Genomic DNA, 25,203 nt, shown 5'->3' on the forward strand with positions numbered 1-25,203 from the left:
ATAACATCATATCATTATAATCCTATATCGATTAGGCATCAATACAATGCAATAAGATGATAAGAAAAAAAGCCTTTCCCATCTGTTTATCTGGTTCATAATAGATAACAACTGCAAACTAATGAAAATTTAGAAAAGGCAGGCTTCCTCCCTTTCTGATTGATGATGAGTGCTCAGTCGACGCTGCGGAAAAATACTCCCTTTCCGGGGGCACGGAAAGGGAGCGTTCTGCCAGAGCGAATGGTAGCACCCATCAAAATTCAGAATGGAAGAAAGTAAATCTACCTTCGCTGTTTATGTATTTTGTGCTCCTTTTTGTTCATTCATTTTAAGAAGGCAATGCTTATTCTGCAGTACCTTCTTCTGTGCTTGCTTTTATAAATTTCTGTAATGCTCTCTGATCATACTTTATTCTTTCCATTATTTCTTCATTTACATTTTCGATTGCTTCGCGCGTGACAGAGTTTCCACTATTGAAACCTTTCATCGCAACATCCCAAATAAATTGAATGTCTTGATCTAATGATTGAGGCTTTCCTGGTACGTCTTTGTTTAATGCAATCCAGTATAATTGTGTTAAATCCTCATTTATAAAGAAGGGATCATTTTCTGGATGCTCATACATACCCAACATGTCATCAGCCATCTTTTTTGCAAATGCCCATGCCAGTTCCTTATGATTACTATCTTCAGATATAGCAATAGACATACTTGCTTGCTTGTCAACACCTGCTAATTGGAAAGGTAAAGTCGTAATCCCCCATTTTCCATTTTGCTCAGGGACCCATTCCTTCAAATGACTTGTTACATAACTAGCCATTTGAAACATAACTAATTCATCATTTTGAAATGCTTCTTTCCCTGTTTCGTCCCACATATTAATATAGGGACTAAGCTCTTTATTTACTACTTCAGTCGCAGTATTAAAGGTAGTAACATAAGGTTCCTCTTTCGCTAAATAGTTATATTCTTCATCTAATAAATAGCTCGTTCTTAATACCATTTCCAGCATCATCTGCTCTGATTCTACAATATAGTGACCATTTTCTTTTAGATCTTGAGCCATGTTCAGCCAATTTTCATGATTATTTATATAGTTGGACAGCTCTATCGGATCACTGGGATAACCGTATTCATTTAAAATATCTGCCCGATAATAAGTAACATAAGGGAAAAACAATAGCGGAATGGCAAACATTTCATTTTTATCCTCATCTATATAATGATTTAATAAGCTTTCGGGTCTTCGGTCAAAAAAGCTTTCTTCATAATATTTTTCCTCATATAAGTTTTCAAAACCACTTATACCAGTAAATTCACCTAAAGTATAATCAGGTAAAACATATAAATCAGGTGATTTCCCTGATAACATGCCTTGACGGTATTCCTGTGTTAGATTTTGTTCAATAACTTTAATATCTACTTCAACATCTGAATACATATCTAAAAACTCTGGCAATGAATCTTCAAATATATTAGAATGTGTCCAAATAACCAATCTTTTATCCTTCTCAGCATTCTCTTCCATTTCAACAGGTTCAATCCCTAGTGAAGATTCTTGAAGGGGTTTAAAGCTGGAAGAATGACAACCAACTAAGATAATTATAGTTACTGCTGTTATCCATAATCTGAATGGTTTCAATCGTTTTCCTCCCTATAAGTTGTCAGATCTTGAAGATCGTGATGATGTTTTTTCTCTTCATACATTAATGAATCCGCATGATGTAATAATTCATCTAAGGTAATCCCATTATCAGGATAAAAACTTATACCAATACTAGCTGTCAGTTTTATTTCAGTTTTATTAATTTTTATTGGTTGAATAATTACATCGACTAATTGTTTACATAACGACTGTACTTCTTCCTCTGTTGTTAATTCCACAATAGCAACAAATTCATCACCTGCTAAACGATAAAATGTAACAGGTTCGTCTCGCTCAAATTGTTTTAACCTTTTTGCAAATAATTTTAATAATAAATCTCCACCACTATGTCCTAGCGTATCATTGACTTGTTTGAATTTATCCAAATCTATAAACACAATCACAAAGCGCTCCAGCTTCACTTGCTCATCTAACATTTCTGTTACGTCCATATGAAAAGAATAACGATTTGGTAATTCTGTTAATGTATCGAAGTGCGCTAAGTGATATAATTTCGACTCAGATTCTATAAGTTGATTTGTTTTTGCAGTTAGTAAATCATTTTTCTTTTTTATATCGGCAAACATCGCTTGTAGCTTGCAGGCTACTTTTTCAATATTTTGTCCCAGCTTAGAAAATTCATCGATAGCAGTATCTTTCCAATAGAAAGCTTCTTGTCTTTTCATTTTTCCTGGTAAATCACTCGTCACTTGTGTAAGACGTCTTAATGAATTGGATAAGATACGGTTAACCAGCATACCAAACACTAATGCAATGAATAATACCAACAGTGCGAATATTAAATAATCATTAAGACCATTAGCTAATGCTAATACTCCACTACTGATAGGAATAATTAATAATACTCTTTTATTTAAAAAGGCAGTTTCCCCTATATAATAGCCTTGATACCAATCAGATAAAGTTTGTTGATTGGATGGTAGCCAAATAAAACCGTTCGGATGAATATCTTTAACAAAACCAGCATCCATTAAATCAAAATTAGGGCTTGATGTATTCTGAATATTGGTATCCAGCCATATTTCATAGTCTTGATCGATAATATAGATTTGTTTGTTTGTTGTCCCTGTAAATTCATCTAAAATTGATTTGATTCTAGCTTTTTCTAATTCAGCGTCTAGTTCATAATTTTGAATATCTGTAGAATCCATTTCAGCTACTTTTAGTTGCAATCGCTCTTCCAACTGTTGATATTGAAGATAATACTCCTGATACATATCCTTCTCAATAGCTCTACCATTAACTAAAATGATGATAAGTAATGGAAAGACAGCCGAAAAAATTAATATGTGAGAAATCACCTGACCAAAATAGAGCTGATGTTTCGTATGGAACCAGCTTTTTGACTTTGAAACGAGAGGAAGATAATCGCATAGCATGTCTGCAACTAAAGCAGCAAACAAACTAGCTGTCACAGACTGAAGCATCATAAAATTTGTTAATGTCCTTTGGCCATCGAAAACATCAGAGAAGAAAAATAACATCAAAAAGTAAAAAAGAAATACGATAAATGAATAAACAAAACTCCATGTAAAAAGATCTTTTCCTTTTTTAGTGTAAAATGTCCCAATAATCAATACCTCAAGAATACTAAGGAAAACAAAAGAATTACCAATGTGCAGAAAATTTGTGAGTATGCTCATACAAATTGTTAATAGAAGTGCAAATCGAAAGCCATATACTCGAATGGATGCTAAATACAAAACTGGAGCAAAGCTTAAGGTAATTCCGAAAATTAAAGAAACAGAATATACTTGCGCAATGACAGATACAGTTAAGATCAATATAAACAATGATATTTTTTTACTCATAACCTTACGCATATGTATGGTCTCCTCGCTCAAATATATTCTTTCCCTATAGAAACATTAAAAAAACTATACAAAAATGTATAGGTTCCTGAAGTTTATGACAGGTAACCCAGCCATCATCGTGATTTTCACTTTAGACCTGTGGTTTTGCGTCTCTATTTTTCAATAGATTTGCCTTTTCTATTATAATAGTACTATTATATCATAAACATTAACATAATTCGGTGAAATGTAAATCTATTTTCCTATGTAATATAATAATCTCCTCATAACGATCAATACAAAAATAGTCATTTTAATTTAACGAATGCGTTTAATCAAATGATTACTTTTTCATTACTTATTTCTTGAACTATGAACCTCTCATCACTAAAGTGACGAGTTTCTAATGTATCAACTTTAAACGATGCTTAACATTAGTGGGCGGGACACAACGCCCTCTATCCCATCGGCAAAAGCGTTAGGGACTACTTTTCTTATGATATTTCCCGCTGCATTCACATCGGCGTGAATGTACATATTTTCTTTGGTGTGATATAATCCTAATTTGATTCTGCGACCACTAAACACAACATGCTTTGGAATACCCTTTTCATAGACAGGTAGATCATCCCTATCTACTAAACTGGCTTTCGATGTATAGCTTTCCTCTTGGCGGTGGACCTTGATGCCATATTGTTCCGCCTTGTACTCGATCATTCGGATCAGCATCGTATGAGGCAACGATTTAAAGTGTTGTTTATCCTTCCTGCGAATGGTCACATCCTTTTTCCATCCTTTATTCACCCCAATCACCATGGTACTGATTTGACGTTTCCTCGCTAATTGAACAATACGATAACTGGTTTTATGGAAATAATCTTTTAGTCTGTGATGACGCTTTCGGTCGAGCCGCTGCAACCTTTTACTATGGAAAGAACCTTCCTTTGGACCATGTCCGTGTCGTAAAATACGGTAATAGTGTGCACGTTGTTTATTATAATATTGATTGATACTCTTGATCGCTTTGCCCTTGATAATAACAGGCGAGGAACCTGTGTTATCGACAATGGTTGCAAAACAATTAATACCTAGATCAATCCCCATGACATGCTTTTCATCCAGTTCTACTGGCTCTTTCTCCGCTTCTTCCATGACCACTTCAACCGTGTATTCACCATAAGTCGGTACAATCCTCACTTGTTGCAGCTTCCCTCTCAGACCTAACTTGCCAATATTCAGTTTTTCTTTTATATGGGGAAATTTTAAAAATTTGTTGTCTTTCACCTTACATACTTGATTGGAAAATAGACACGTTTTTCTTCCATTCTTCGGTGCATACTTGGGGAGTTTTGGTCTACCGGTATACTTGTGAGGATTTACTTGATAGTCTTTTAGGCTGGCAAAAAAAGACTTCCAATTTTGAAACACCATTTTCATGATTTGTTGGTTGACTTGACTAGGTAATGGTAGATAATCCTCATTCTTTGACGCTTTAAACAACCCATCCCAAAAGCCATAATGAACCCATTTATGTTGAGAAGATGGGGATTGAAATAACGTGGCATCTTTGATCTCTTTTCGCTGATCCACGGGCTTTTGCCACTCTTTTTCCCGTTTCTTCTCTACTGCTTTTCTTTTGATTGCATTCATTTGTGGAAAGTGTTGTTCGATGAGGTCCAAAACTTCTTGTTGGAGTGGTTGGAATGGCTTTTCTGCACCAAACGCTATGTAAATTTGACGGATGTGAAAGTTGGTGGCGTTGTAAAGGTTTTTCGCTAAAAACGTGACATGATCACCATAATGATAGAGCTGATGCCCTTTTTTAATGCGAATTTGTTGCGTGTTATACATATTGCTCACCTCCCTACTATTTTCTTTAAGCAAGCTTATACGAATGATTCAAAAGTAATGCTATCCTTTACTTCCAACAAACGCACACAAATGTTCCTATATGTTATTTTAATACAGAACGTATGATCTGTCAAAATCGTTTGCCATTCATCTCATCACTAAAGTAACGAGTTTTCTGGCGAACATTCATAAAATAAAGAGTAATCCTCATAAAGATTACTCTTATCACTTAATGGAAAGTTTTTTATTACGTCAATTAACACATTTATTCTGGTATGTCTGTTTCTTCCTCCCAAGCAAGCATGCCGCCCTCCATATTTGTTGCTTCAATACCATTCGCTTCTAGGTATTCAGTCGCTCGGCCACTTCGAGCTCCAGAACGGCATACCATATAGTAATGTTCAGATTTATTAAATTCTTCTAATCGATCAGGAATTTCCCCCAATCTTATATGTTTCGCTCCAGGAATTATACCTTGTGCTACCTCATTATCCTCACGAACATCAATAATGTTTACTTTTTCTCCATTGTTTAATTTTTTTGCTAATTCTGTTGCTTGAATCTCTTTCATGATTAAACCTCCAGTTTGCTCTTAGTATAGCAATTTTTAATTGATTAAAGTAGATAGTGGTTTCTAGTGAAATCTCTCATTGAATAATACCATTATTAAGGTTCCTTTTCTAACATTTAAAATAACTTCCGACTTAAATATACTTTCTCTTTTTATGAAACCTCTCATCACTAAAGTGACGAGTTTTCTGGCGAACATTCATAAATTGTCCTTTAACGACTTTCATTAAATAGACTTGATCTTTGATTCCCATATTCAATATATTTAAAAACATAGTTTCCATTCCGCGAATCAATAGTATAACCATCTTTCGAAAAAAATGGCGATAAATGATGAATAATCTTTAATATCATTTTATACTGCGCTCCCGATAAAATAAAGTTTTTATTCTATTTTTAAAAAAAGAGACAGACATTTAAGTCTATCTCTTCTTCATTTACACAATTTTAAACTTTTGAATTTGTTTTTCTAATTCTTCTGCTAATATATCTAATTCACGGGCACTTTTGGAAACTTCCTCCATAGAATGATTCGTTTCCTCAGCTGATGCGGCTGTCTCTTCAACGGCTGCTGCAGACTCTTCACTTACAGCCGCTATTTCATCGACCGACTTGTTCATTTCCAAACTATTTTCATTTACTTCTTCTAGATTTTTCACCATATGTTTCACACGATCTACCATATCAGTAATGGACTGGTTAATTTGTGTGAAGGTTTCACCTGTTTTCTCCATTTGTTCCGTACCTTTTTCGACTTCTTTAAAACCGGATTCCAATGACTGAGCCACTTGTCCTGATTCATCTTGAATATTTGATACCAGCCCAGTTATATCTGCAATAGAATCTGTTACTTGTTCTGCAAGTTTTCGAACTTCATCAGCAACTACAGCAAAGCCTTTGCCAGCCTCTCCTGCTCTAGCGGCTTCAATAGCAGCATTCAATGCAAGTAAATTCGTTTGCTCTGCAATTTCTTTAATAACAATTACAATTTTATCAATTTCTTCGGTACGCTTATCCAATCCGGATACCTTTTGATAAGAGTCTTGTACCATTTGATAAATGGTTCTCATTTGATTAACTGACTTTTGCAGTTCCTCACGACCACCTTGACTTACATTCATAACATCTTGTGACTCATTTGCTACCTGATTACCATGACTAGCTACTTCTTTAACTTTTCGATTATATTGCTCAACAGAACTAGATAAATCAGATGCATGATTTGCTTGTGATTCACTTCCTGACGATAATTCTTCCATTGTAGCTGCTATTTGTTCACTTCCTTCACGCACCTGATCGGCAGATTGATTTAGTGTACTACTCTGCTGCATAACACGACCTGTAGCCATCATGACTTGATTGATCATATTATATAAGTTTTCTTTCATTTGGTTCATAGCATTTGCTAACTCAGCAAATTCATCATTACTTCTTACCTTAACTTCTTCTCCTGTAAGATCACCTTGTGCCAAAAGGTTCAATTCCTTCTTTATCGTCGAAATATTATAATTTATCGTTCTTACTATAAAAGTAACAATTGCTAAACCAGCAATAATGGCGATAAGATTCGTAATCAGTGTTGAAGTAACAAGATCCTGACGCATACTTGTAGCGATAAGATACATATCAAAGTCAATCGCTCCTACTCCGATTAATTCATCGTTATCTCCATGAATTGCCTTTGCCAAAGTTATCGTCGGCTTCCCTGAAGCTGTATCAATATACGGTTGCGTCCATATTACATCCTCTGGTGATTGTATAGCTTGATTATACCAGTCAGTTGTTGTCGAATCATATTCATTTAAATTTACATCACCATCGGGAACATTGTTTAAATATAAAGCACCATCTGTCGTTCCTAAATATAAATTAATAATATACTCATCGTCATTTTCTTGCTCTGTTAAGTAGCTTTCATAATAATTCGTCAATTTGGGATCATTAACTGTGGGCATGTGTGAATAGTTCGCATCTTGGAGATCAGAAGTGGAAACCTTTTCATAGTTTAATTGTTCTGATTCTGTAAGAGAAATTAGAAACGCTTCGTATTTTTTAAATATTTCTTGGTATTTTGGTGATATTTCTACAATATCATCTTTTTGTATCATTGCTTTTTCTAAAATCTCTGTCTTTTCATAAGCAATGTAACCAACAACTCCCATTGGAATAATTAATAATAAAATCATAATTACGGGTAATTTGTATTTAATTTGCTGAAACCTCTTCATGATTGTCCCCTTCCTTATGTAGTATATAATTCCTCCTTATATATTATCATCTAAGAAGGATTATTACTATAAGTAATACACAAACAGTCCTAAAGTACTAATTAGAAAAAGTACGCTTAGAGTCTAACGACTGTTACGATGCAATACTGGGAAATCGATGAAGGTATGTCTTATTTGATCATTTTTACCTAATAGGTAAATTGATTTTGTGTCGACATTGTTATTCTATTCGATGTGAGCCACACTTTTTTTGCTTCTCCGTCGTTTAGAGCTCTCCTTTTCAACGGGAGCTACCTCTTTTTCACTGCTCCCGTCCTTTAGAATCTTAACCTTTATATTTGAATGTATTTACCTGTGGTTTTTTGAGGAGACTAATCATTTATATGCAATGACAATGCCAAGAGGTTTATGATCCATTTGGGAACTTTCTATTGGTTCTATCAAAGCACCTTTTTGATAGAAGAACCTCTTTTTTTGAAACTGATCAAACATAGACAAAAATTCATTTTCTGTCATTTGATGCACGTGAAATGGAGAACCGCATGATTTTCCCTTACCTTCACCGAACGGCGTTGATAATATCAATGTTCCACCAGGTTTAAGTAGATGATAAATATTTGCCATATATTGATCTTCATCTTCAATGTGTTCAATAGTTTCAAAACTTAAAATAACATCAAAAGTACCTAATTGATCAGGTAAGGTAGGATCTGTTACATCTGCCAGCTTGAAATTAGAAAGTGGGTGATAATAGTTTGCTTTTGCGTATTGAATCGCATTTGAATCAATATCAACTCCGATAATTTCTTCAAGTCCATGTTTACATTTTTTTGCAATCACATGTGCTCCATAACCAACGCCAGTAGCAAAATCCAAAGTTCTACCATATATATGCGGCACAGAAAAATGATAACGTGCTAGGTGTTCTATTAATAATTCATTCGTAATATCCATATTCTCCGGAATAACACGTTCTCCAGTATCCTTTAACAATGTAATCACCGCTTTTTAAATTTTCCTATCAAGCATAACATATAATTCCTATTTGTTAGAACAAATAGAAATTAGTTTTGCTCTCTATTGCACTAATACCCTCTTAGAATATAAGAAAAGCGCAGAGCGCCCGTTTAGAAACGTAGCGACTTCAGAAACAACTGAGATAAAGGAATCACGGTGAGCTTTGCGAAACCGATGATGACTTATCGTAGGGCGATTCGTGAAGTCGCCTAGTTTCTGGGCGCTCGGAGCTAGACAAATACCGAAATTTTATACTTTCTTTCCTACTAAAAAAAGAGATAACAGGTTTCATCTATACCTGTTATCTCTAAAGATTATTTCACTATTAATACTGGACAATGTACTCGTTTTGCGATTTTATGACTGACACTACCTAGTATCATTGTTTGCACTTGATTTAATCCACGACTTCCTACTACCACAAAATCATATTCATTTTTGTTAGCAAAGTCTACAATTGCAGGACCTGGTTCACCATGCACCACATGTGTTTCACATTCTAGACCAGCTTCTTCGATTACTTCCATTACTGGTTTTAATTTTTCTTTTCTTTCTTTTTTTACGTCATACTTATCTAAACCGTGCAATACATCCTCTTTCGATGTTTTGCCATCCACAGCATATACAATATCTATTTTACCTTGATCAATTTGTGCAACTTTCACCGCATGAGATGCAGCCCTAATAGAGTGATCTGAACCATCAGCTGCTAATAATACTCTTTGATACATCCCTTCACCTCATTTACCAATTAATGACCTGAAGCTTTTGATAAGCCACCGATTTTCTTCTTCAATTGTTTACTTTCCGCATTTAACCCTGTATAAGTTACTTTAACATGGTTCTGCTCAAATTTCGACTCAATTTTGTCTAAAGCACCAATTGCAGAATCATCCCATAAATGAGCAAGACTTAAATCAATTTCTACCTCTTCGATATCTTCATTAAAATTAAATTTTGCTACTAAGTCATTAACGGAAGCGAAGAAGATTTGACCATCTACTTTATACACCTTTTTCTTACCTTCAACTGCCACAATTTGTGTCACTTTCACTTTTGAAATTTTAGCCGCAAAGAAAATAGCACTTAAAAGTACACCAGCTAATACACCTTTAGATAAATCATGTGTTACCACTACAGTTCCAACTGTGATGACCATGACAGCAGCATCCGTTCTTGGGACTTTGTGAAGGTTTTTCAACGATGACCAATCAAACGTACTAATTGATACCATAATCATGACACCAGCAAGTGCAGCCATCGGGATTTGAACCACAATGTTTCCTAATACAAAGATCAAAAACATTAAAAATACACCGGCCACTAAAGCAGATAACCGACCACGGCCACCAGATTTTACGTTAATAACGGATTGGCCTATCATCGCACAACCTGCCATTCCTCCAAAGAATCCTGATACAATATTAGCAATACCTTGTCCACGGCTTTCTTTGTTTTTATCACTCTCTGTATCTGTCATATCATCGACAATATTGGCTGTTAATAATGATTCTAGCAAACCTACAATTGCGAGTGATAAAGAATAAGGGAAAATAATAGCTAATGTTTCAAAATTTAACGGAATATCCGGAATTAAAAATACCGGTAGTTCAGAACTTAAATTACCTAAATCTCCGACAGCACGTATGTCAAATCCAAAATAAATAGCTAAGGCTGTTACTACTATGATTGCTACCAAAGTAGATGGGACAGCTTTCGTAATTCTTGGAAAAATATAAATAATCGCTAGAGTTAAAGCAACCAAGCTATACATTACCCAACTTTCACCTTCAAAGTGTTCCAATTGTGAAGTAAAGATGAGAATAGCTAGCGCGTTAACAAAGCCTACCATCACCGAACGTGGTACGAATTTCATTACTGCTGCTAATTTGAATACACCGAACAAAATTTGTAGTACACCAGTCAAGATTGTCGCTGCTAGTAAATACTGCAAACCATGTTCAGCTATCAGCGTAACCATCAACAATGCCATTGCACCTGTTGCTGCAGAAATCATACCAGGTCTACCACCGACAAAGGCAATCACGACTGCAATACAAAACGATGCATACAATCCTACCATCGGGTCAACACCAGCAATAATCGAAAAGGCTATCGCCTCCGGAATTAACGCTAATGCTACCACTATACCGGCCAGAACGTCTCCCCTCACGTTTCCAAACCAATCTTGTTTTATTTTTGCTATGTTCATGTAGCACCTCTCTCTAATTTTTTTGGCTTCTCTGATCCCCTCAGAGAAATTTTCCGAAATGAACATAACGAATCATACCATAATTCACAAAATCGACAAAACTTGATGAAAACGCGAACATTAACTTCATCCTTTTATTTTCATGTACATGCTCATTTATTCTGCTATTTTCACTAAACCAAATTAAAAGTCTATTTTTTTTGCATCCCTTTTCAACTAGATAATTTATCTAGTAAAACAAAAAACTGACTATTAAATAGCCAGTTTCATAGATAATCCACTTTATTTGGTTTTTTAGCTAAAAGAGCACTTATTATACCAATAATAGGAAATATAAGCGATAAAATAATAATTGGATTATAGCTGTCAAATACATCATATCCTACACCAAATGGTAAGGGACCTAAAGAAGAACCGATAACTCCTACTGTTACCCCGACACCATTAATACTTCCTATGTATTTTCTTCCAAAATAATTTGGCCAAATAACATTTAGGCCGATCCGTTCTAAACCAGCCGCAAGTCCCCATAAAACTCCAAATAAGATCGCCAGCAAGAAATTATTGGTTACTAATAATAGAAGTAATACAAAAAATTCGACTACGAAAATGGCTAATAAGACATAATTAGATTTGATTTTATCTATTATATACCCAGAAGCAAGTGACATAGGAATGCCGACAAAAGCCATTAAACTTAAAACCATCGCTGCTACTTCAAGTGATAAACCATTCGTTTTAAAAATGGAGGCAATATGGAATGTAATACCTGTATTGACCATTGCCGGAATACCAACACAGATTAAAATAGCCCAAAAAGCTTTTGTTTTCATTGCTTCCTTGAGTGTCCAATCCTCTTCTGCTTCCTCAATAGTTGGTGCTAATGGATTACCGCTATTACCTTCATTTTTTCTGTTAAAACCGTCAGGCTCCAAGCCGATCATTTCTGGTTTATTTTTTACTCCAAAAAAGGCTAAAGGAACAAAAAACGCCAATAATAAAATCCCCCAAAACCTCCAAGCAACTTGCCAATTCCAGGTTTGGATTAACCATGTATTGACAATTGGAAATAGCATAGCACTCGCAAATGAGAAAAGTGTAACTAAACTGAACGCACGCCCGCGCTTCTTGATAAACCATTGTGCAACAAGTGTATTCGGGATAAGCGACATACTCCCCTGTCCGAGTAATCTGACTAGAAAGAATCCAATTGCTAACATCCAGATAGATGTGATCATGCTATTAAAAAAACATGCGATCGCAAATAACGAACCAATCGTCACCATCATAAAGCGTTGTCCAAAACGATCAATAAAACGCCCGACGAATATCATTAATAAACCAGCTATTAACGTTGCTCCAGAATAAACACCAGATACCTGAGAACGTGTCCAACCAAAGTCATTTATGTACTCATCAATAAACTGTGAATTGGAATATGTTTGACCAGGTCCAGAAAAAAAGATGCCAAAACCACCAATAATTAGGATGAACCAACCATAATAAATTTTGTCAAAAATTCTTAGTTTAGAAAGCATGGCTTCACTCCTAGTTATAAAACGCATTCATCAAACAATAATATCTAACCACACCACTGTTTCACATGCAAACGTTTTGATCAGCTTATTTATCATTTTTAATGATTAAACATAGTTATTACTTGTGCAGTTTATTATATTTTCGTCGCTTTCGCAAAGAAAAAAGGAGGTCTCCCCCCTTTTTTTAAAACAACTTTTGCCAAGTCTCTGGACCCACAATTCCATCCACTTTTATATTATTCCGTCTTTGGTATTGCTTTACTTTTCGCTCTGTCTCTGGTCCGAAAATACCATCGACTTTTGCACCTACTTTACGTTGAATAATTTCAACTAATTCTCCTTTACTTCCTCTTTTTATAATGCCAGGATAATTGGCTACTACCGTCGTTTTTTTGTCTAGTCTTGCTCTGGTCACTGGACCGACAATTCCATCCACTTTTATACCTTCAGAACGTTGAAATGCTTTTACAGCTGATTCTGTTTCATTTCCAAAGACACCATCTGCACCATATTTATTTAAATTAAAACCAAGCTTTATTAATTCTCTTTGTAGATTTCGTACTTCCGTTCCATTGCTTTTTTCTTTTAAAGCTTCATTTGAACTAAACTGGTTTACATATGAGATTGGATTCATAGTAGATGATGGTTTATCAGCACGATATCCATAGGGTGGAGCTGTTTCTACCTTTTTACGTATTTCGAAATGCAAATGTGATCCTGTTACATATCCAGTTGCTCCTTGATAACCAATTACTTTGTTTTGCGATACAGGTTGACCGCTATTAACAGCGACAGAATCTAGGTGTGCATATAGTTGAGTTCTGTTATTCCGATCTCTTATTAGCACTACATTTCCGTAGCCTCCCAAGCCTGTACCACTTTTACCAAAGCCAGCATATATAACTGTACCTGAAGTGAAGGCATGAATTGGTGCTTGATGTGATTTCACTAAATCAACACCAGCGTGGAAATCTCTTGATCCCCTTATCGGGTGTGTTCTGTATCCATATGGACTTGTAATTCGAAATCCGCGGAATTCCGCCATTAACTCCCCTCCCTTATATTTTTCTCTACTCTATTACATGTTTGTTTCACAATTTGATGACTAAATACAGCCAAACCAGTTGCTATAACACCTTCAGCAATTGATCGTATATTCCAACCATATAAGTTACATGCTGCTAGGACCCCAATGATTAATAAAATCCAAACGATTAGCCAATCAGGTATAAATGGTGTTCTTTTGCAAGCGTATCCTATAAACCAGAGTGCTGGTATGATAAAGTGAAAGTCCTCTGGTAGCAAATACAATAATTCTTCCATCCCTCGAACACCTCCTCTGATTTCTACATTCGAGTCACTCAGCAGATTCGTTTCCCCTCTTAGAACAGTGCATAATAAGGACTCATATTAAAATATGTATCATCCCCCCATTTTGACTTGGCGTTTGACATGGATGTTCACTTATTTTTATAATCGATGAGATCACAAAGAAAGTGTCTAAATTAATTTATTATTTTTTAAAATATGTCCATGCTAAAAAATAATAAATTAAAGGTAATAAAATGAGGGAAGACCTATTAAGATTACCGCAACAATGAAAGGGGGAACTATGTTAGCAAATCATGGCATAGGTACATATGAAACAAGAAGAATCCATTAATGATAAAGTTGGGAAAATTGGCATTGTATCATCGCTGCATTACCTTTCGCGATTGTAATGGTACTGATGATCATATCCATTGCTATCACATTAGGAAAGGATTGGAAACTTGATCAAAGACTCCACAGAAGAAGACGTGAAAAACGTGTCAAAACCGAGTTTAGAGATGAGTTTAAGGATGAGGTGAAAGAGGATATCCGTGATGATTTTAAAGAGAACGTCAAGGAAGATATTTATAAAGATATGAAAAATGATTTTTATGAGGACTTTAGAGAAGATATTTACGATGAAATGAAGGAAGAATTATATGATGATATCAAAGAAAAAATATATGATGAAATGAAAGAAGAAATTATCGAGGAAATAACAGAAGAAGAAAACACAGAAAAAAATAAACCGGACAGGTAACAGCAAATACCTCCTTAAGCAAATTTCTTCCTTTGACTACTGTATTTATGTCAAAATAAGATAGAAGCTTAAGAGAGGTGTTTTTTATGCAAATTGAAATTTGGTCCGATTTTGTTTGTCCTTTTTGTTATATTGGAAAAACAAGATTAGAACAAGCTTTAGAAAGATTCCCACAGAAATTAGATGTTTCAATTCAATATAAAAGCTTTGAATTAGATCCAAATGCAGCGAAATATTCTGGAAAAAATATACATGAATCTTTAGCTGCTAAATACAATATGACAATTGATCAAGCCAAACAAGCCAATCAACAAATTGGTGAACAAGCAAAAGCTTTAGGTTTAGATTTTGTTTTTGACACGATGAAACCAGGTAATACATTTGATGCACACCGGTTAAGTAAATATGCAGCAACACAGGGCCGTGAAGCAGAATATGTAGATACAATGCTTTATCATTATTTTACTTTGTCGAAAGATCTTAGTGATAAAGAAACGCTTCAGTCTATTACGGATGAGCTTGGTTTTGATCAACAAGAAGTTCAACGAATATTGAATGATGAAACAATCCATGCTGATGCAGTCAGACTAGATGAAGCAGAAGCACAACAATTAGAGGTTACCGGTGTTCCATTTTTTGTTCTCAACAAAAAATACGCTATTTCTGGTGCTCAGCCAATTGAAACATTTATGCAAGCATTAGAAAAAGTAGCTGAAGAGGAAAATAATCAATTAGAAAATTTGAATCTTCAACAAGGCAGTTTTTGTGATGGAGATCATTGCAAGTAAAGTAAAACTAAATAATCAAACCATAGGCTCGTACCAACTGATGGTATTGAGCCTATTTTTTTGCTACATAAGTAGTCCTTTAGTCCTGTTTTTGCGGTTAGGTAAAAAGTTTGCAATTTCTTGTCGTTAATTGATTTGAAACATGTTATAATCTATTTGAACTAATTCTTTATGATTAAACGTCATTCATACACCAAGATTAAATACTTAATTCTAATTATGAAAGCCTTTACCAATAAATACGACAAGTACGGAGGATTCTATCATGGCAAATAAGTTTATAAGCAGGAGTAAAAGCGGTATCAACAAAACAAAACAAGCATTTCTAAGCACGTCAAAAAAGATAAGGAAGGCTTCAGGTAAGTTAAAGATAAAAAGTTCCAACAAGAACTCTACAGATTCCCAACAAGTAGTTCTAAACACAAGTGTTTCAAAAAAAGATTCCATTAGCACCAAAATACTATTAAGTATATTAGCAACTGTACTTATCAGTGTTTTGATCGTTGGAATTGCTTCTTATTTTATATCTAATGGTATTATTAAAGATAAAGTAACAGAAGCTTCCGAACAAACAATTGTCCAATCTGGAGATAAACTCGATTATTTAATGAATCAATATAAGGATCGGGTGACTCAAATTTTAATGGCTGATAATTTCAGCAATACGTTAGCCGAACTAGATCGCTATGAAGAAACAAATAATTTTGATTATTTTAATTTAAAAAGTACGATTGATGATGCACTAACCCAAATTACTATGATTGATAATAATGTGAGTCTCTACCTATTACATACCGAAAAAGAAAGATTAATCTCTTCTTCAGAAACACTTCCTGAAGAATCTGTTTTCAGTTCCGACTGGTATCAAGATGCACTTGAATCAGAAGGTTCTACAGCATGGATTGGCGGCCTTGCTCAAGGAATTAATGGTACTCAAGAAGATCCTACGGTTTCATTTGGGCAAAAATTAAGAATAAATGGTACAGAATATATTTTAATTGTTGAACTAGACACCACCGTATTTGAAGAGGCTCTAAAAGACGTTAAATTTGGTGAAGAAGGCTTAGTTAGCATTGTAGACCAAAATAATGAAATTGTCTTTTCATTTGTTCCCGAAGAAATAACGCAACCATATGATTACCAACTTGCCATAGACTCTGAAGAAAACATGACTGAGGATAACGGACAATTAATTTTTCAACATGATTCAGATGTGACAGATTGGTATTTAGTAGGCTCAGTTTCCGAGAAAGAATTAACAAAAGATACTACCATTATCTTTTATGTAACAGCTGGTATTATCATTTTGTCTTTAATTATCTCTCTTTTCATCGCGAATGGAATAGTAAAAACAATTGCCCGTCCAATTGCAGATGTTTCAAGTCTGATGGCTTCTGCAAAACAAGGTGATCTAACAGTGAGATCGAATGATACTTCTCGTAAGGATGAAATAGGAGAACTGGCAGAAGGATTTAATGAAATGCTTGAAAATATAGCAGGAATGATGCATCAAACCAGAGAATCTGCAAATAAAGTATTAAATGCTGCCATCGAATTAACAGATATCTCTCAAATGCAATCACAGTCAGCAAAAGAGGTTGCTGCTGCGTCTGAAGAAATTGCCAGTGGTGCTACAGGGTTAACAGATGAAGCTGAAAGAGGAAATTCATTAGCATCCAACATACATGATGAAGTGGAAAATGTATTCGAAAATAATAGTGAAATGGAAAATCATGCAGTAGTTGTACTTGAACGCAGTCATGAAGGTTTAGAAAAAATGGACGAGTTAGTAAACAAAACAAAAGATGGAGAGCAGATGACAAATGCACTTGTCGATAAAGTAGATACATTGAAAGAAAGTACAGAGCAAATCAATCAAGTGATGGAAATGCTCACTAATATTGCTCAGCAAACGAATTTACTTTCGCTCAACGCTGCTATTGAAGCAGCACGTGCCGGAGAAGCTGGCAAAGGTTTCGCAGTAGTTGCCGATGAAATTAGAAAGCTTTCTACCCAATCTAAAGACTCGATTGATAAAGTCGAAGAAATTACAACAGGTATCGTGAATGAAGTAAATGAAACTTTAGAAGTTTTAGAAGAAGCTACACCTCGTTTCAAAGAACAAGTAACACAAGCAGAAGACACACAAGTAATATTAAATGGGGTTGGAGAAAGTATGGGTGCGTTTACCGGCAAGATTCAACAAGTTACCCAATCTATCCAGCAATTAAGAGATTCGCAGGAAGTATTAACTTCAACCATTCACCAGGTAAGTGCAACAGCACAGCAATCTTCTGCAATTAGTGAAGAGGTCTCTGCTACTACTGAGGAACAATTAAAAGTAAGTGAATCGCTGGTTACCACTTCAGATGAATTAAAACAGCTATCTGAAGAATTACAAGAAATGATGAAGAAGTTTAAAGTGTAATAACGCTATTCTTCGCTAGGTATACCTTGTAGTATTATTGCACATTAATTTAGTTTGACAATATTATCTATTTAAACCAAAAGCTATCTCATCGTCACTTGACAGTGAGATAGCTTTTTGAATAAACAACTAAATAAGCTTAGGGAGAGATTAAACACAATAAGCTTTACTTTTCATTTCGATTTTCGGATTCATTTAAAGATAAAAATAGGTAAGTTTCTTTTCCAATGTATGGTTAAAGCATTGCAAAAAAGATGTTGTAGTGATCACACAATAGCGACAGTCTATTTTCTGAAGTACCATTTAATTTAAAAGAAAATGGATAACTTCCTTCGAATACTTTTCCCACTGGTAAACAACTCTAGATATGTAATTTTATAAGATTAATTAAGGTGAGATAATCCTATTAATTTACTTATGCTAGCGAAATAATTGCTAGACTAGATATTCACCACCCGGATATAATGTAACAGAATATAATCGTTTACTCTGTAGTTGTGTTCTTCCACTTTTCACAGAAAGATCTATATATTCACTTCCATATACATAAGCTGTTGTTTGATCATAAATGATAACTTGATCTTTTCCACTTCTAATAAGATCACCAAACACTAAATAGCCATCTTTAGGAAATGTTGTTACTACATTTTTATATCCATCATAGATTGTTGGATATACATTATCTCCTCTCCTGTAGGCTATAATATAATCTAGATCATTATCGTCCCAATTATTAATGGTATCGATAATGGTTAACCAACCGCCTGTATCTCTATTTTCTTTCCAAATTTCTTGCCCATTTGCATCTAACAGAAAGATCCCATCTTTCCCATCTGAATAGCTGGAACCGCGTATAATTCTGTCTAACCCTGCCATTTGTAATCCTGGTAGATCATTTCTAAATTTACCTAAACAAATATGTTGTGATTCAATCGAGTCATTATATCGCCAACATTCATTTCCTTTCCAATCATATAAAACAGTTACACTACCACCAATTACTATCTGATTTTCACTTGTTTCTGATTGGACTTTCCCTACCCATATACAATCCGCATGGTCGTCTAGATTATGACAAGACCATAACAATTGACCATCTGAACTTAAAAAATCATAACCTGCCATTACTTCATCTTTACTATCACTATTAAAATCGAATACCCATGGAAAATGCCCGATATTTCCTTTATGTGTCCACAACAACTCGAATTCGTTATTAAGTGCCCACATTTGATGATACCTATCTTTTAAAATGATATCTTGTGGAAACGAATTTCCTGTTAAATTCGCAATGATAATACAATCATGTGCTTTTTCACTCGGTAATGCATAGCTTTTTTTCGTTTGGCCTGTTGTACCATCAAGGATGAAGAATTGTTTTTCCATCACACAGAGGACTTCATTATAACCATCCCCATCAATATCATAGATTTGTACAGGATAATCACTACCAGGACCACCTGGTGTTTTACTTGGCGTACCAACTTGCCACAAAACATTTCCTTCTAAATCAAACGCTGTCATTGCTACTACTTGATGCGGTACATATCTATCATCAATACCTCCATCAGGTTGAACCATTAGCAAGTCCATTCTTCCATCTCCAGTCAAATCACCGAGAAACATTTTGCAATTTTTACCGGATTTTGATAAATCAATTTTACTTAATAGTACTGGTTCTGTTTCTGTTTGTGTTCTCGTCATTTATTAATCTCCTTCACATATTACGCTTCAGTTTCTTGAAGCTGTTCTTGTTTTATTTCTAACCTTAGAAATGTACGATAGCTGATCCACATAATGACTAAACTAGATAAACTACCACCAAAGAAAAATAGGAATACTGGTAACATAAAATACAAATAGTATAAGGTTAAACATGCTGCTATTAAATAAATGGTTCGTATAGGTGAATAAATCGTAATAAGAATTGCATTTTTAAAATAATTATATAATTTGTTATCATAATGGACATACATCGGAAAAATATAAGCAACCATAATTCCAAAGACAATGGAAACAATTATTAACACATTTTTTATCGTTTGCTGCATCCACTCATTGTCCAATTGTAAAAAATTGATATTTATATATAACATATAAGTAAATAGAAGAATGAGAAGACCTAATCCATTTGCTCGCTTAAATTCTTTTTTAAAAGTTTGCCAAAATACTTTAAAAGCAGGTATATCCTCTTCACCTTTGGCCCATCTTCTAAAAATTGTAAACATTGCAACAGTACTTGGACCAATACCAAATATAATAGCACCTGCAAGAGTAAAACAAACCCATAAAAAATTCACATATAATAACAACAGGACGGTTTCCCCAAAGAAATAAAATTTACTAATAAATCCATTCCCTAACATATAAATTCCCCCTATTAGGTTTTCTTCGTGACTTTCTTAATAGAAAGATTCGCATAAGCTGCTTTCATAGGTGCCATTTGTCTAAAACCTATCTTTCCCCCTTGATATATCGGTCCATAAGTTGATCCATCATCTTCCCATTCAAGTACATGTAAGTCATTAATATAAAAATGAACGAATTGCTCGTATTTTATCAGTTTCATATGATATGGATTGATAGCATCTTCTACTGGTGGTAATGGATCCGCTGCTTGTGTTACTAAATGAAATCCATGACTTTTACGTAAATTACATGTCCGAAAAGCACGTTCTTCTGCATGTTTATGTCTAAAATAGGATAGATGTAATGTATTTATCATACCGGAATGGTAGTCTGGATAATAACCTGTTCGTTTCGGCAGTGATGAGTCAAAAATATCTTCACCATTTCTTCCTGTTGCAGCAAAGAACATCATACAAAGACCTGGTTCTTCTAGTGGATAAAAATCCCATTCTATCATAATATGATCTGGAAATTCGACCGGACACCATAACAACCAATGAGCATGGTCACCATATTCTTCTGGATCTAACTTATTCTCTAATAATAATTTATTATTCCATGTACTTGTTTTTACCTGCCCTTCTTTTACCCAATCCTCAACAGAATCTGCTCCGGTTAGTGGATTTTCGTATATAGTTTTTTGTGCTTTAAAGGTTATATTTTTCACTATTCTTTTCCTCCAATTCTAAAAAAATATTTTCCACAATCATTTATTAAATTAAAATCCAAAAGTATTTACTGCTTAAGAGAAAGACGGAAACAAACAACTACCTTACTTAAATGATAGTCATTTGTTCTAATCCTTCTTATTCTTAGGGCAGAAGTATCACTTTAGTTACTACTGCCCAAGTTAATAATTTTCCATTATATACTATCCTTTCACGGAACCAAGCATTACGCCTTTGGCAAAATGTTTTTGTAAAAACGGATAGAATAATAATATAGGAATTGTTGCTACAACGATAACCGCTAACTTTATAGACTCTTCTGGTGGCTCATATAATGAAGCTTCTTGTAAATCACCCAATCCTGAATTTGCAACCATTACTAGCTGTTGAAGTAATAATTGAATCGGCCATTTAGTTGTATCAGTCAAGTAAAGTAATGCGTTGAAGAAATCATTCCAATAAAATACAGCATAAAACAATGTAAATGTTGCGATAACTGGCTTAGACAGAGGCAACATAACTCTCCAGAAAGTTTGAAACTCTGTACAACCGTCAATTTTTGATGAATCTTCTAATTCTTGAGGCAATTGTTGGAAAAATGTCTTTACTATGATTAAATTAAATGGATTAATAGCCATAGGTAATATTAAAGCCCAGATAGAATCTAATAATCCTAAATTTTTCACAAGTAAATAAGTAGGTATCATTCCTCCGTTAAATAACATAGAGAATAAAATTAGATTTAAAAGTAAATTACGACCAACCATATTTTTTCTTGATAACGGATAAGCCATGGTCAACGTTAATATCATACTAAGAATCGTTCCTACCACTGTTACTAGTATAGAGATACCTAAACTACGAATTACCGCATTTGTAGAAAATATATATTCATATGCAACCGTTGTAAATTCATTTGGAATTAGAAAAAATGATCTTGTTGCAAGTTCTGATTCTGATGCAAAAGAACCAGCTATTACATATAAAAACGGTACTACAGTTACAATCCCGACAATTGCTAAAAATATATGATTAAAAACATCAAATACTTTACCGGAACTTGTATTATGCATTCGGTGCATTTAAATTCCTCCTCTTCAATCCATTCGTATTACCACATTAAAATAAACCGCTTTCTCCTGCTTTCTTAGCTAGTCTATCTGCACCAACTATAAGTACAATACCTACAATAGATTTAAATAGACCTACGGCAGTACTATAACTAAATGCTCCCTCGGTAATACCAACGAAGTATACATACGTATCAAATACATCTGCAACACTACGGTTTAATGAGTTTGACATTAAGTAAATTTGTTGGAAACCTGTATCAAGAAAGTTACCTAATCTTAAAATTAATAAAATAACAATTGTACTTCGTATCGCTGGTAATGTGACATGCCATAATCTACGGAAACGACCTGCCCCGTCAACAATAGCTGCTTCATACTGTTCTTGATCCACACTAGCTAATGCTGCGAGGAAGATTACTGTACCCCAACCTGTTTCTTTCCAAATAATTTGACCCATAATCATTGGTCTAAACCAATCAGGGCTTGACAAGAAATTAATCTCTTTGCCTACTATACTTGATATTAACTCGTTTACTACACCACCACTTGTTGTTAAGAATACATAGCTGATACTTGCAATAATTACCCATGACATAAAGTGTGGAACATATACGAGTGTTTGCAATGTACGTTTATAAAAGCTTAACCTAATTTCATTAAGCATCAATGATAAAATAATTGGTGCTGGGAAGAAAAATATAAGATCATATAACGCAAGTATAAACGTGTTCCTTAGTAATCGTAGAAAGTCAGGATTTGTAAAGAAGTAATGGAAATGTTCAAAACCTACCCATTCACTTTCCCGTACGCCCAAAAATGGTGAATAATCCTGGAAAGCTATAACTATTCCCCACATTGGGAAATATTTAAATATGATAAAATAGAATAACCCAGGTAACACCATAAAATATAACCATTTTTCTTTTGATATTCGTTGCCATTTACTTTTCTTATTCTTTTGTACTGCGCTGTTTATTTTATTTTCATGTACATTTTCCATCGAATCCCCTCTTAATGTGTAATTTGATGTAAAAAGCAGGTTACAAAACCTGCTTTTTACAAGTTATTTCAATATTTTTATTGAGCGTCTTGATGTAATTGATTAATTTCTTCTATATAATCTGTACCACCATTGTTTTTCCAACGCTCAATCTCTTGTTCTAATCCCGCTTCATCTATTTGCCCAACAATATATTTGATCCGAGCATCGTTTATAATAGTATCAAGCTGTTGACCCTTTTTAGAATATACTTCAGAAATATATGCTTCAGCAGGGTTAGCAACAACAATATCTTCATTCTCTATCTTTAATTCATTCTCTAACTGATGCAATGGTGTATTTTCAGATTTTATTGATTTTGCTTCTGGTAAATACATTAACATTTGATTAAAGCCATCAATTTCTTGTTGTAGACCTGGATTATCTTTGACAAGTGATTGATATTCTCCGTCTTCCCCAGAATAATGCTCCCCTTCAATACCATTTTCTGCCATTATTTGCATTTCTTCATCATTCATTTTATCCAGGAAGTCAAGCACTTGTTTCATTTCTTCCTCAGATTTCACTGATGTTTTAGAAATTGCAAGCATACCTGAATAACCAGAAGTAGGTAAATTGTGTAATCCTGTTGGACCTTCAACCGCTTTAATTACAGTAATTGGATCATCATTCTCAGGTTCTGCATCTACAATTTTTTCTGCAATACGGTGACCTTCATCAAGCACGTTTACTTGAACGCCAGCTTCACCTGCTATTACAGGATCAGACCATTGTGCTGGGTCCATTACAGCGAAGTCTTCATTGACAAGTCCTTCATCATAAAGCTTTCTAAAGAAATCTAGCGCTTCTTTGTAGTTGTCATCCATAAAGGATGGGTATAATTCGCCATTTTCATCTTCGCCCCATTTATTGGGTACGCCAAACCAAGTTTGCATTACATCCCATGGACCTTCATACTTTGAAACAACAACACCATACGTATCATCTTGTCCATTTCCATCTGGATCTTCTTCTTTAAATGCTTTTAGCATATTATAAAAATCATCAATTGTTTCTGGTTCTTCTAAACCAAGGTTTTCTAACCAGTCTTTACGAATAATTACACCATTACGACCTAAATCACGAGTACGAGGAATTCCATAAATGTCTCCATTAATCGAGCTATTATCCATTATAATTTCATTTGCCTGACTTAGATTTGGATATTCCTCCAAATAAGGTCCTAGCTCCCAAAATGCTCCGTCTTCTACCGCACTTATAAAACTTGGTGATTTGTTAGGGATCATCATAACATGTGGCAAGTCACCTGAAGATAAAGTGATATTGAACTTGTCTTCTAAGTTACTGTTAGGTACCCATTCCATTGTAATCTCTTTATTTGTGTAATCTTCTATTTTCTTTAAAACAGGACTATCATCTGTCGGAGGTTCTGTTGAAAAAGTTGGTACAAACACACGCAAATGCATTCGTTCTTCAGAGCTTTCACCAGAATCATCTCCCGTTTGTTCACTTCCTGAGTCACTACTATCACCTGCAGTTTCACTATCGTCACTACAACCAGTAACTACTATTATTCCAACTACAAATAAAGCCATTAATAAATAACGAAGATATTTTGAATTCATTTTGACCCTCCCTGAAATTGACTTAGTCATATTAGACTACCACATTCCCTTTTTCTTTCTCACAAAATGAATGCTTTTTCCCCCTTTTCTTTTGAAATTTTGAAAAGGAATATGTGTCGTTAAACCAAATATAAAACGCTTTCATTTTTCCATCAATATTCAATTTTTGTTCATTCTAACAAAATTACTGTCTAACCTTGATTAGTAAGGGTTTACATATATGTTTTAACACTTTTTTTTGGATATAACACTTTTTTGCAACCTGC

Annotated in this window: 20 protein-coding genes and 1 riboswitch; of the genes, 3 read left to right on the plus strand and 17 right to left on the minus strand. The window is 34.4% G+C overall.

Features of this window, described 5'->3' with window-relative positions:
• Positions 1–343 precede the first annotated feature (343 nt).
• The 11 genes from GI584_RS15860 to GI584_RS15910 form a co-directional block, all read right to left on the minus strand.
• On the minus strand, positions 344–1,642 hold the full coding sequence (locus GI584_RS15860) for an ABC transporter substrate-binding protein (protein WP_153791808.1): 1,299 nt from the start codon (positions 1,640–1,642) through the stop codon (positions 344–346).
• A complete protein-coding gene (locus GI584_RS15865) occupies positions 1,639–3,489 on the minus strand; it encodes a sensor domain-containing diguanylate cyclase (RefSeq protein WP_153791809.1) in 1,851 nt (616 codons plus the stop codon). Before GI584_RS15865 ends, GI584_RS15860 begins: the two co-directional genes overlap by 4 nt.
• An 88-nt stretch (positions 3,490–3,577) precedes the next feature.
• Positions 3,578–3,663: riboswitch (cyclic di-GMP riboswitch) on the minus strand.
• Positions 3,664–3,876: 213 nt separating this feature from the next.
• A complete protein-coding gene (locus GI584_RS15870; RefSeq protein ID WP_153791810.1) occupies positions 3,877–5,310 on the minus strand; it encodes an RNA-guided endonuclease InsQ/TnpB family protein in 1,434 nt (477 codons plus the stop codon).
• A 265-nt stretch (positions 5,311–5,575) separates the two neighbouring features.
• On the minus strand, positions 5,576–5,881 hold the full coding sequence (locus GI584_RS15875) for a rhodanese-like domain-containing protein (RefSeq protein WP_153791811.1): 306 nt from the start codon (positions 5,879–5,881) through the stop codon (positions 5,576–5,578).
• 436 nt (positions 5,882–6,317) lie between these two features.
• Positions 6,318–8,108: a methyl-accepting chemotaxis protein gene (locus GI584_RS15880; protein WP_153791812.1), complete on the minus strand. Its 1,791-nt coding sequence runs from the start codon at positions 8,106–8,108 to the stop codon at positions 6,318–6,320.
• 375 nt (positions 8,109–8,483) lie between these two features.
• Positions 8,484–9,101 carry a class I SAM-dependent methyltransferase gene (locus GI584_RS15885; RefSeq protein WP_194842009.1) on the minus strand — a complete coding sequence of 206 codons (618 nt, stop codon included), beginning with the start codon at positions 9,099–9,101 and terminating at the stop codon, positions 8,484–8,486.
• 338 nt (positions 9,102–9,439) lie between these two features.
• Positions 9,440–9,856, minus strand: a complete 417-nt coding sequence (locus GI584_RS15890; RefSeq protein ID WP_100359796.1) for a universal stress protein — start codon at positions 9,854–9,856, stop codon at positions 9,440–9,442.
• A gap of 20 nt (positions 9,857–9,876) precedes the next feature.
• Positions 9,877–11,337, minus strand: coding sequence for a SulP family inorganic anion transporter (locus GI584_RS15895; RefSeq protein ID WP_100359795.1), 1,461 nt, complete (start codon positions 11,335–11,337; stop codon positions 9,877–9,879).
• Between the two features lie 266 nt (positions 11,338–11,603).
• Complete coding sequence (locus GI584_RS15900) at positions 11,604–12,875, minus strand: MFS transporter (RefSeq protein ID WP_100359794.1); 1,272 nt, start codon at positions 12,873–12,875, stop codon at positions 11,604–11,606.
• A 184-nt stretch (positions 12,876–13,059) separates the two neighbouring features.
• A complete protein-coding gene (locus tag GI584_RS15905) occupies positions 13,060–13,920 on the minus strand; it encodes a peptidoglycan-binding protein (RefSeq protein ID WP_153791813.1) in 861 nt (286 codons plus the stop codon).
• Positions 13,920–14,198 carry a phage holin family protein gene (locus tag GI584_RS15910; protein WP_100359792.1) on the minus strand — a complete coding sequence of 93 codons (279 nt, stop codon included), beginning with the start codon at positions 14,196–14,198 and terminating at the stop codon, positions 13,920–13,922. Before GI584_RS15910 ends, GI584_RS15905 begins: the two co-directional genes overlap by 1 nt.
• 406 nt (positions 14,199–14,604) lie before the next feature.
• Between GI584_RS15910 and GI584_RS15915 the strand changes: the two genes are divergently transcribed.
• The 3 genes from GI584_RS15915 to GI584_RS15925 all read left to right on the plus strand — a co-directional run bounded on the left by GI584_RS15915 (position 14,605) and on the right by GI584_RS15925 (position 18,162).
• Complete coding sequence (locus tag GI584_RS15915) at positions 14,605–14,946, plus strand: hypothetical protein (RefSeq protein ID WP_194842010.1); 342 nt, start codon at positions 14,605–14,607, stop codon at positions 14,944–14,946.
• Between the two features lie 86 nt (positions 14,947–15,032).
• A complete protein-coding gene (locus GI584_RS15920; RefSeq protein WP_153791814.1) occupies positions 15,033–15,734 on the plus strand; it encodes a DsbA family oxidoreductase in 702 nt (233 codons plus the stop codon).
• A 265-nt stretch (positions 15,735–15,999) separates the two neighbouring features.
• Positions 16,000–18,162, plus strand: coding sequence for a methyl-accepting chemotaxis protein (locus GI584_RS15925; protein WP_153791815.1), 2,163 nt, complete (start codon positions 16,000–16,002; stop codon positions 18,160–18,162).
• A 435-nt stretch (positions 18,163–18,597) separates the two neighbouring features.
• Here the strand turns inward: GI584_RS15925 and GI584_RS15930 are convergent, their stop codons facing one another.
• From GI584_RS15930 to GI584_RS15955, 6 genes are all read right to left on the minus strand, one after another.
• Positions 18,598–19,866: a hypothetical protein gene (locus tag GI584_RS15930; protein ID WP_153791816.1), complete on the minus strand. Its 1,269-nt coding sequence runs from the start codon at positions 19,864–19,866 to the stop codon at positions 18,598–18,600.
• Positions 19,867–19,886: 20 nt separating this feature from the next.
• Positions 19,887–20,528, minus strand: a complete 642-nt coding sequence (locus tag GI584_RS15935; protein WP_100359788.1) for a YesL family protein — start codon at positions 20,526–20,528, stop codon at positions 19,887–19,889.
• A 14-nt stretch (positions 20,529–20,542) separates the two neighbouring features.
• Complete coding sequence (locus GI584_RS15940) at positions 20,543–21,238, minus strand: DUF1961 family protein (RefSeq protein WP_228552255.1); 696 nt, start codon at positions 21,236–21,238, stop codon at positions 20,543–20,545.
• A 204-nt stretch (positions 21,239–21,442) separates the two neighbouring features.
• Positions 21,443–22,321, minus strand: a complete 879-nt coding sequence (locus GI584_RS15945; protein WP_153791817.1) for a carbohydrate ABC transporter permease — start codon at positions 22,319–22,321, stop codon at positions 21,443–21,445.
• 37 nt (positions 22,322–22,358) lie between these two features.
• Positions 22,359–23,312 carry an ABC transporter permease gene (locus tag GI584_RS15950; protein ID WP_100359786.1) on the minus strand — a complete coding sequence of 318 codons (954 nt, stop codon included), beginning with the start codon at positions 23,310–23,312 and terminating at the stop codon, positions 22,359–22,361.
• A 77-nt stretch (positions 23,313–23,389) separates the two neighbouring features.
• Positions 23,390–24,937, minus strand: coding sequence for an extracellular solute-binding protein (locus GI584_RS15955; protein WP_153791818.1), 1,548 nt, complete (start codon positions 24,935–24,937; stop codon positions 23,390–23,392).
• Positions 24,938–25,203: the final 266 nt, after the last annotated feature.

Source organism: Gracilibacillus salitolerans (assembly GCF_009650095.1).
In the GTDB taxonomy this organism is placed as follows: domain Bacteria; phylum Bacillota; class Bacilli; order Bacillales; family Amphibacillaceae; genus Gracilibacillus; species Gracilibacillus salitolerans.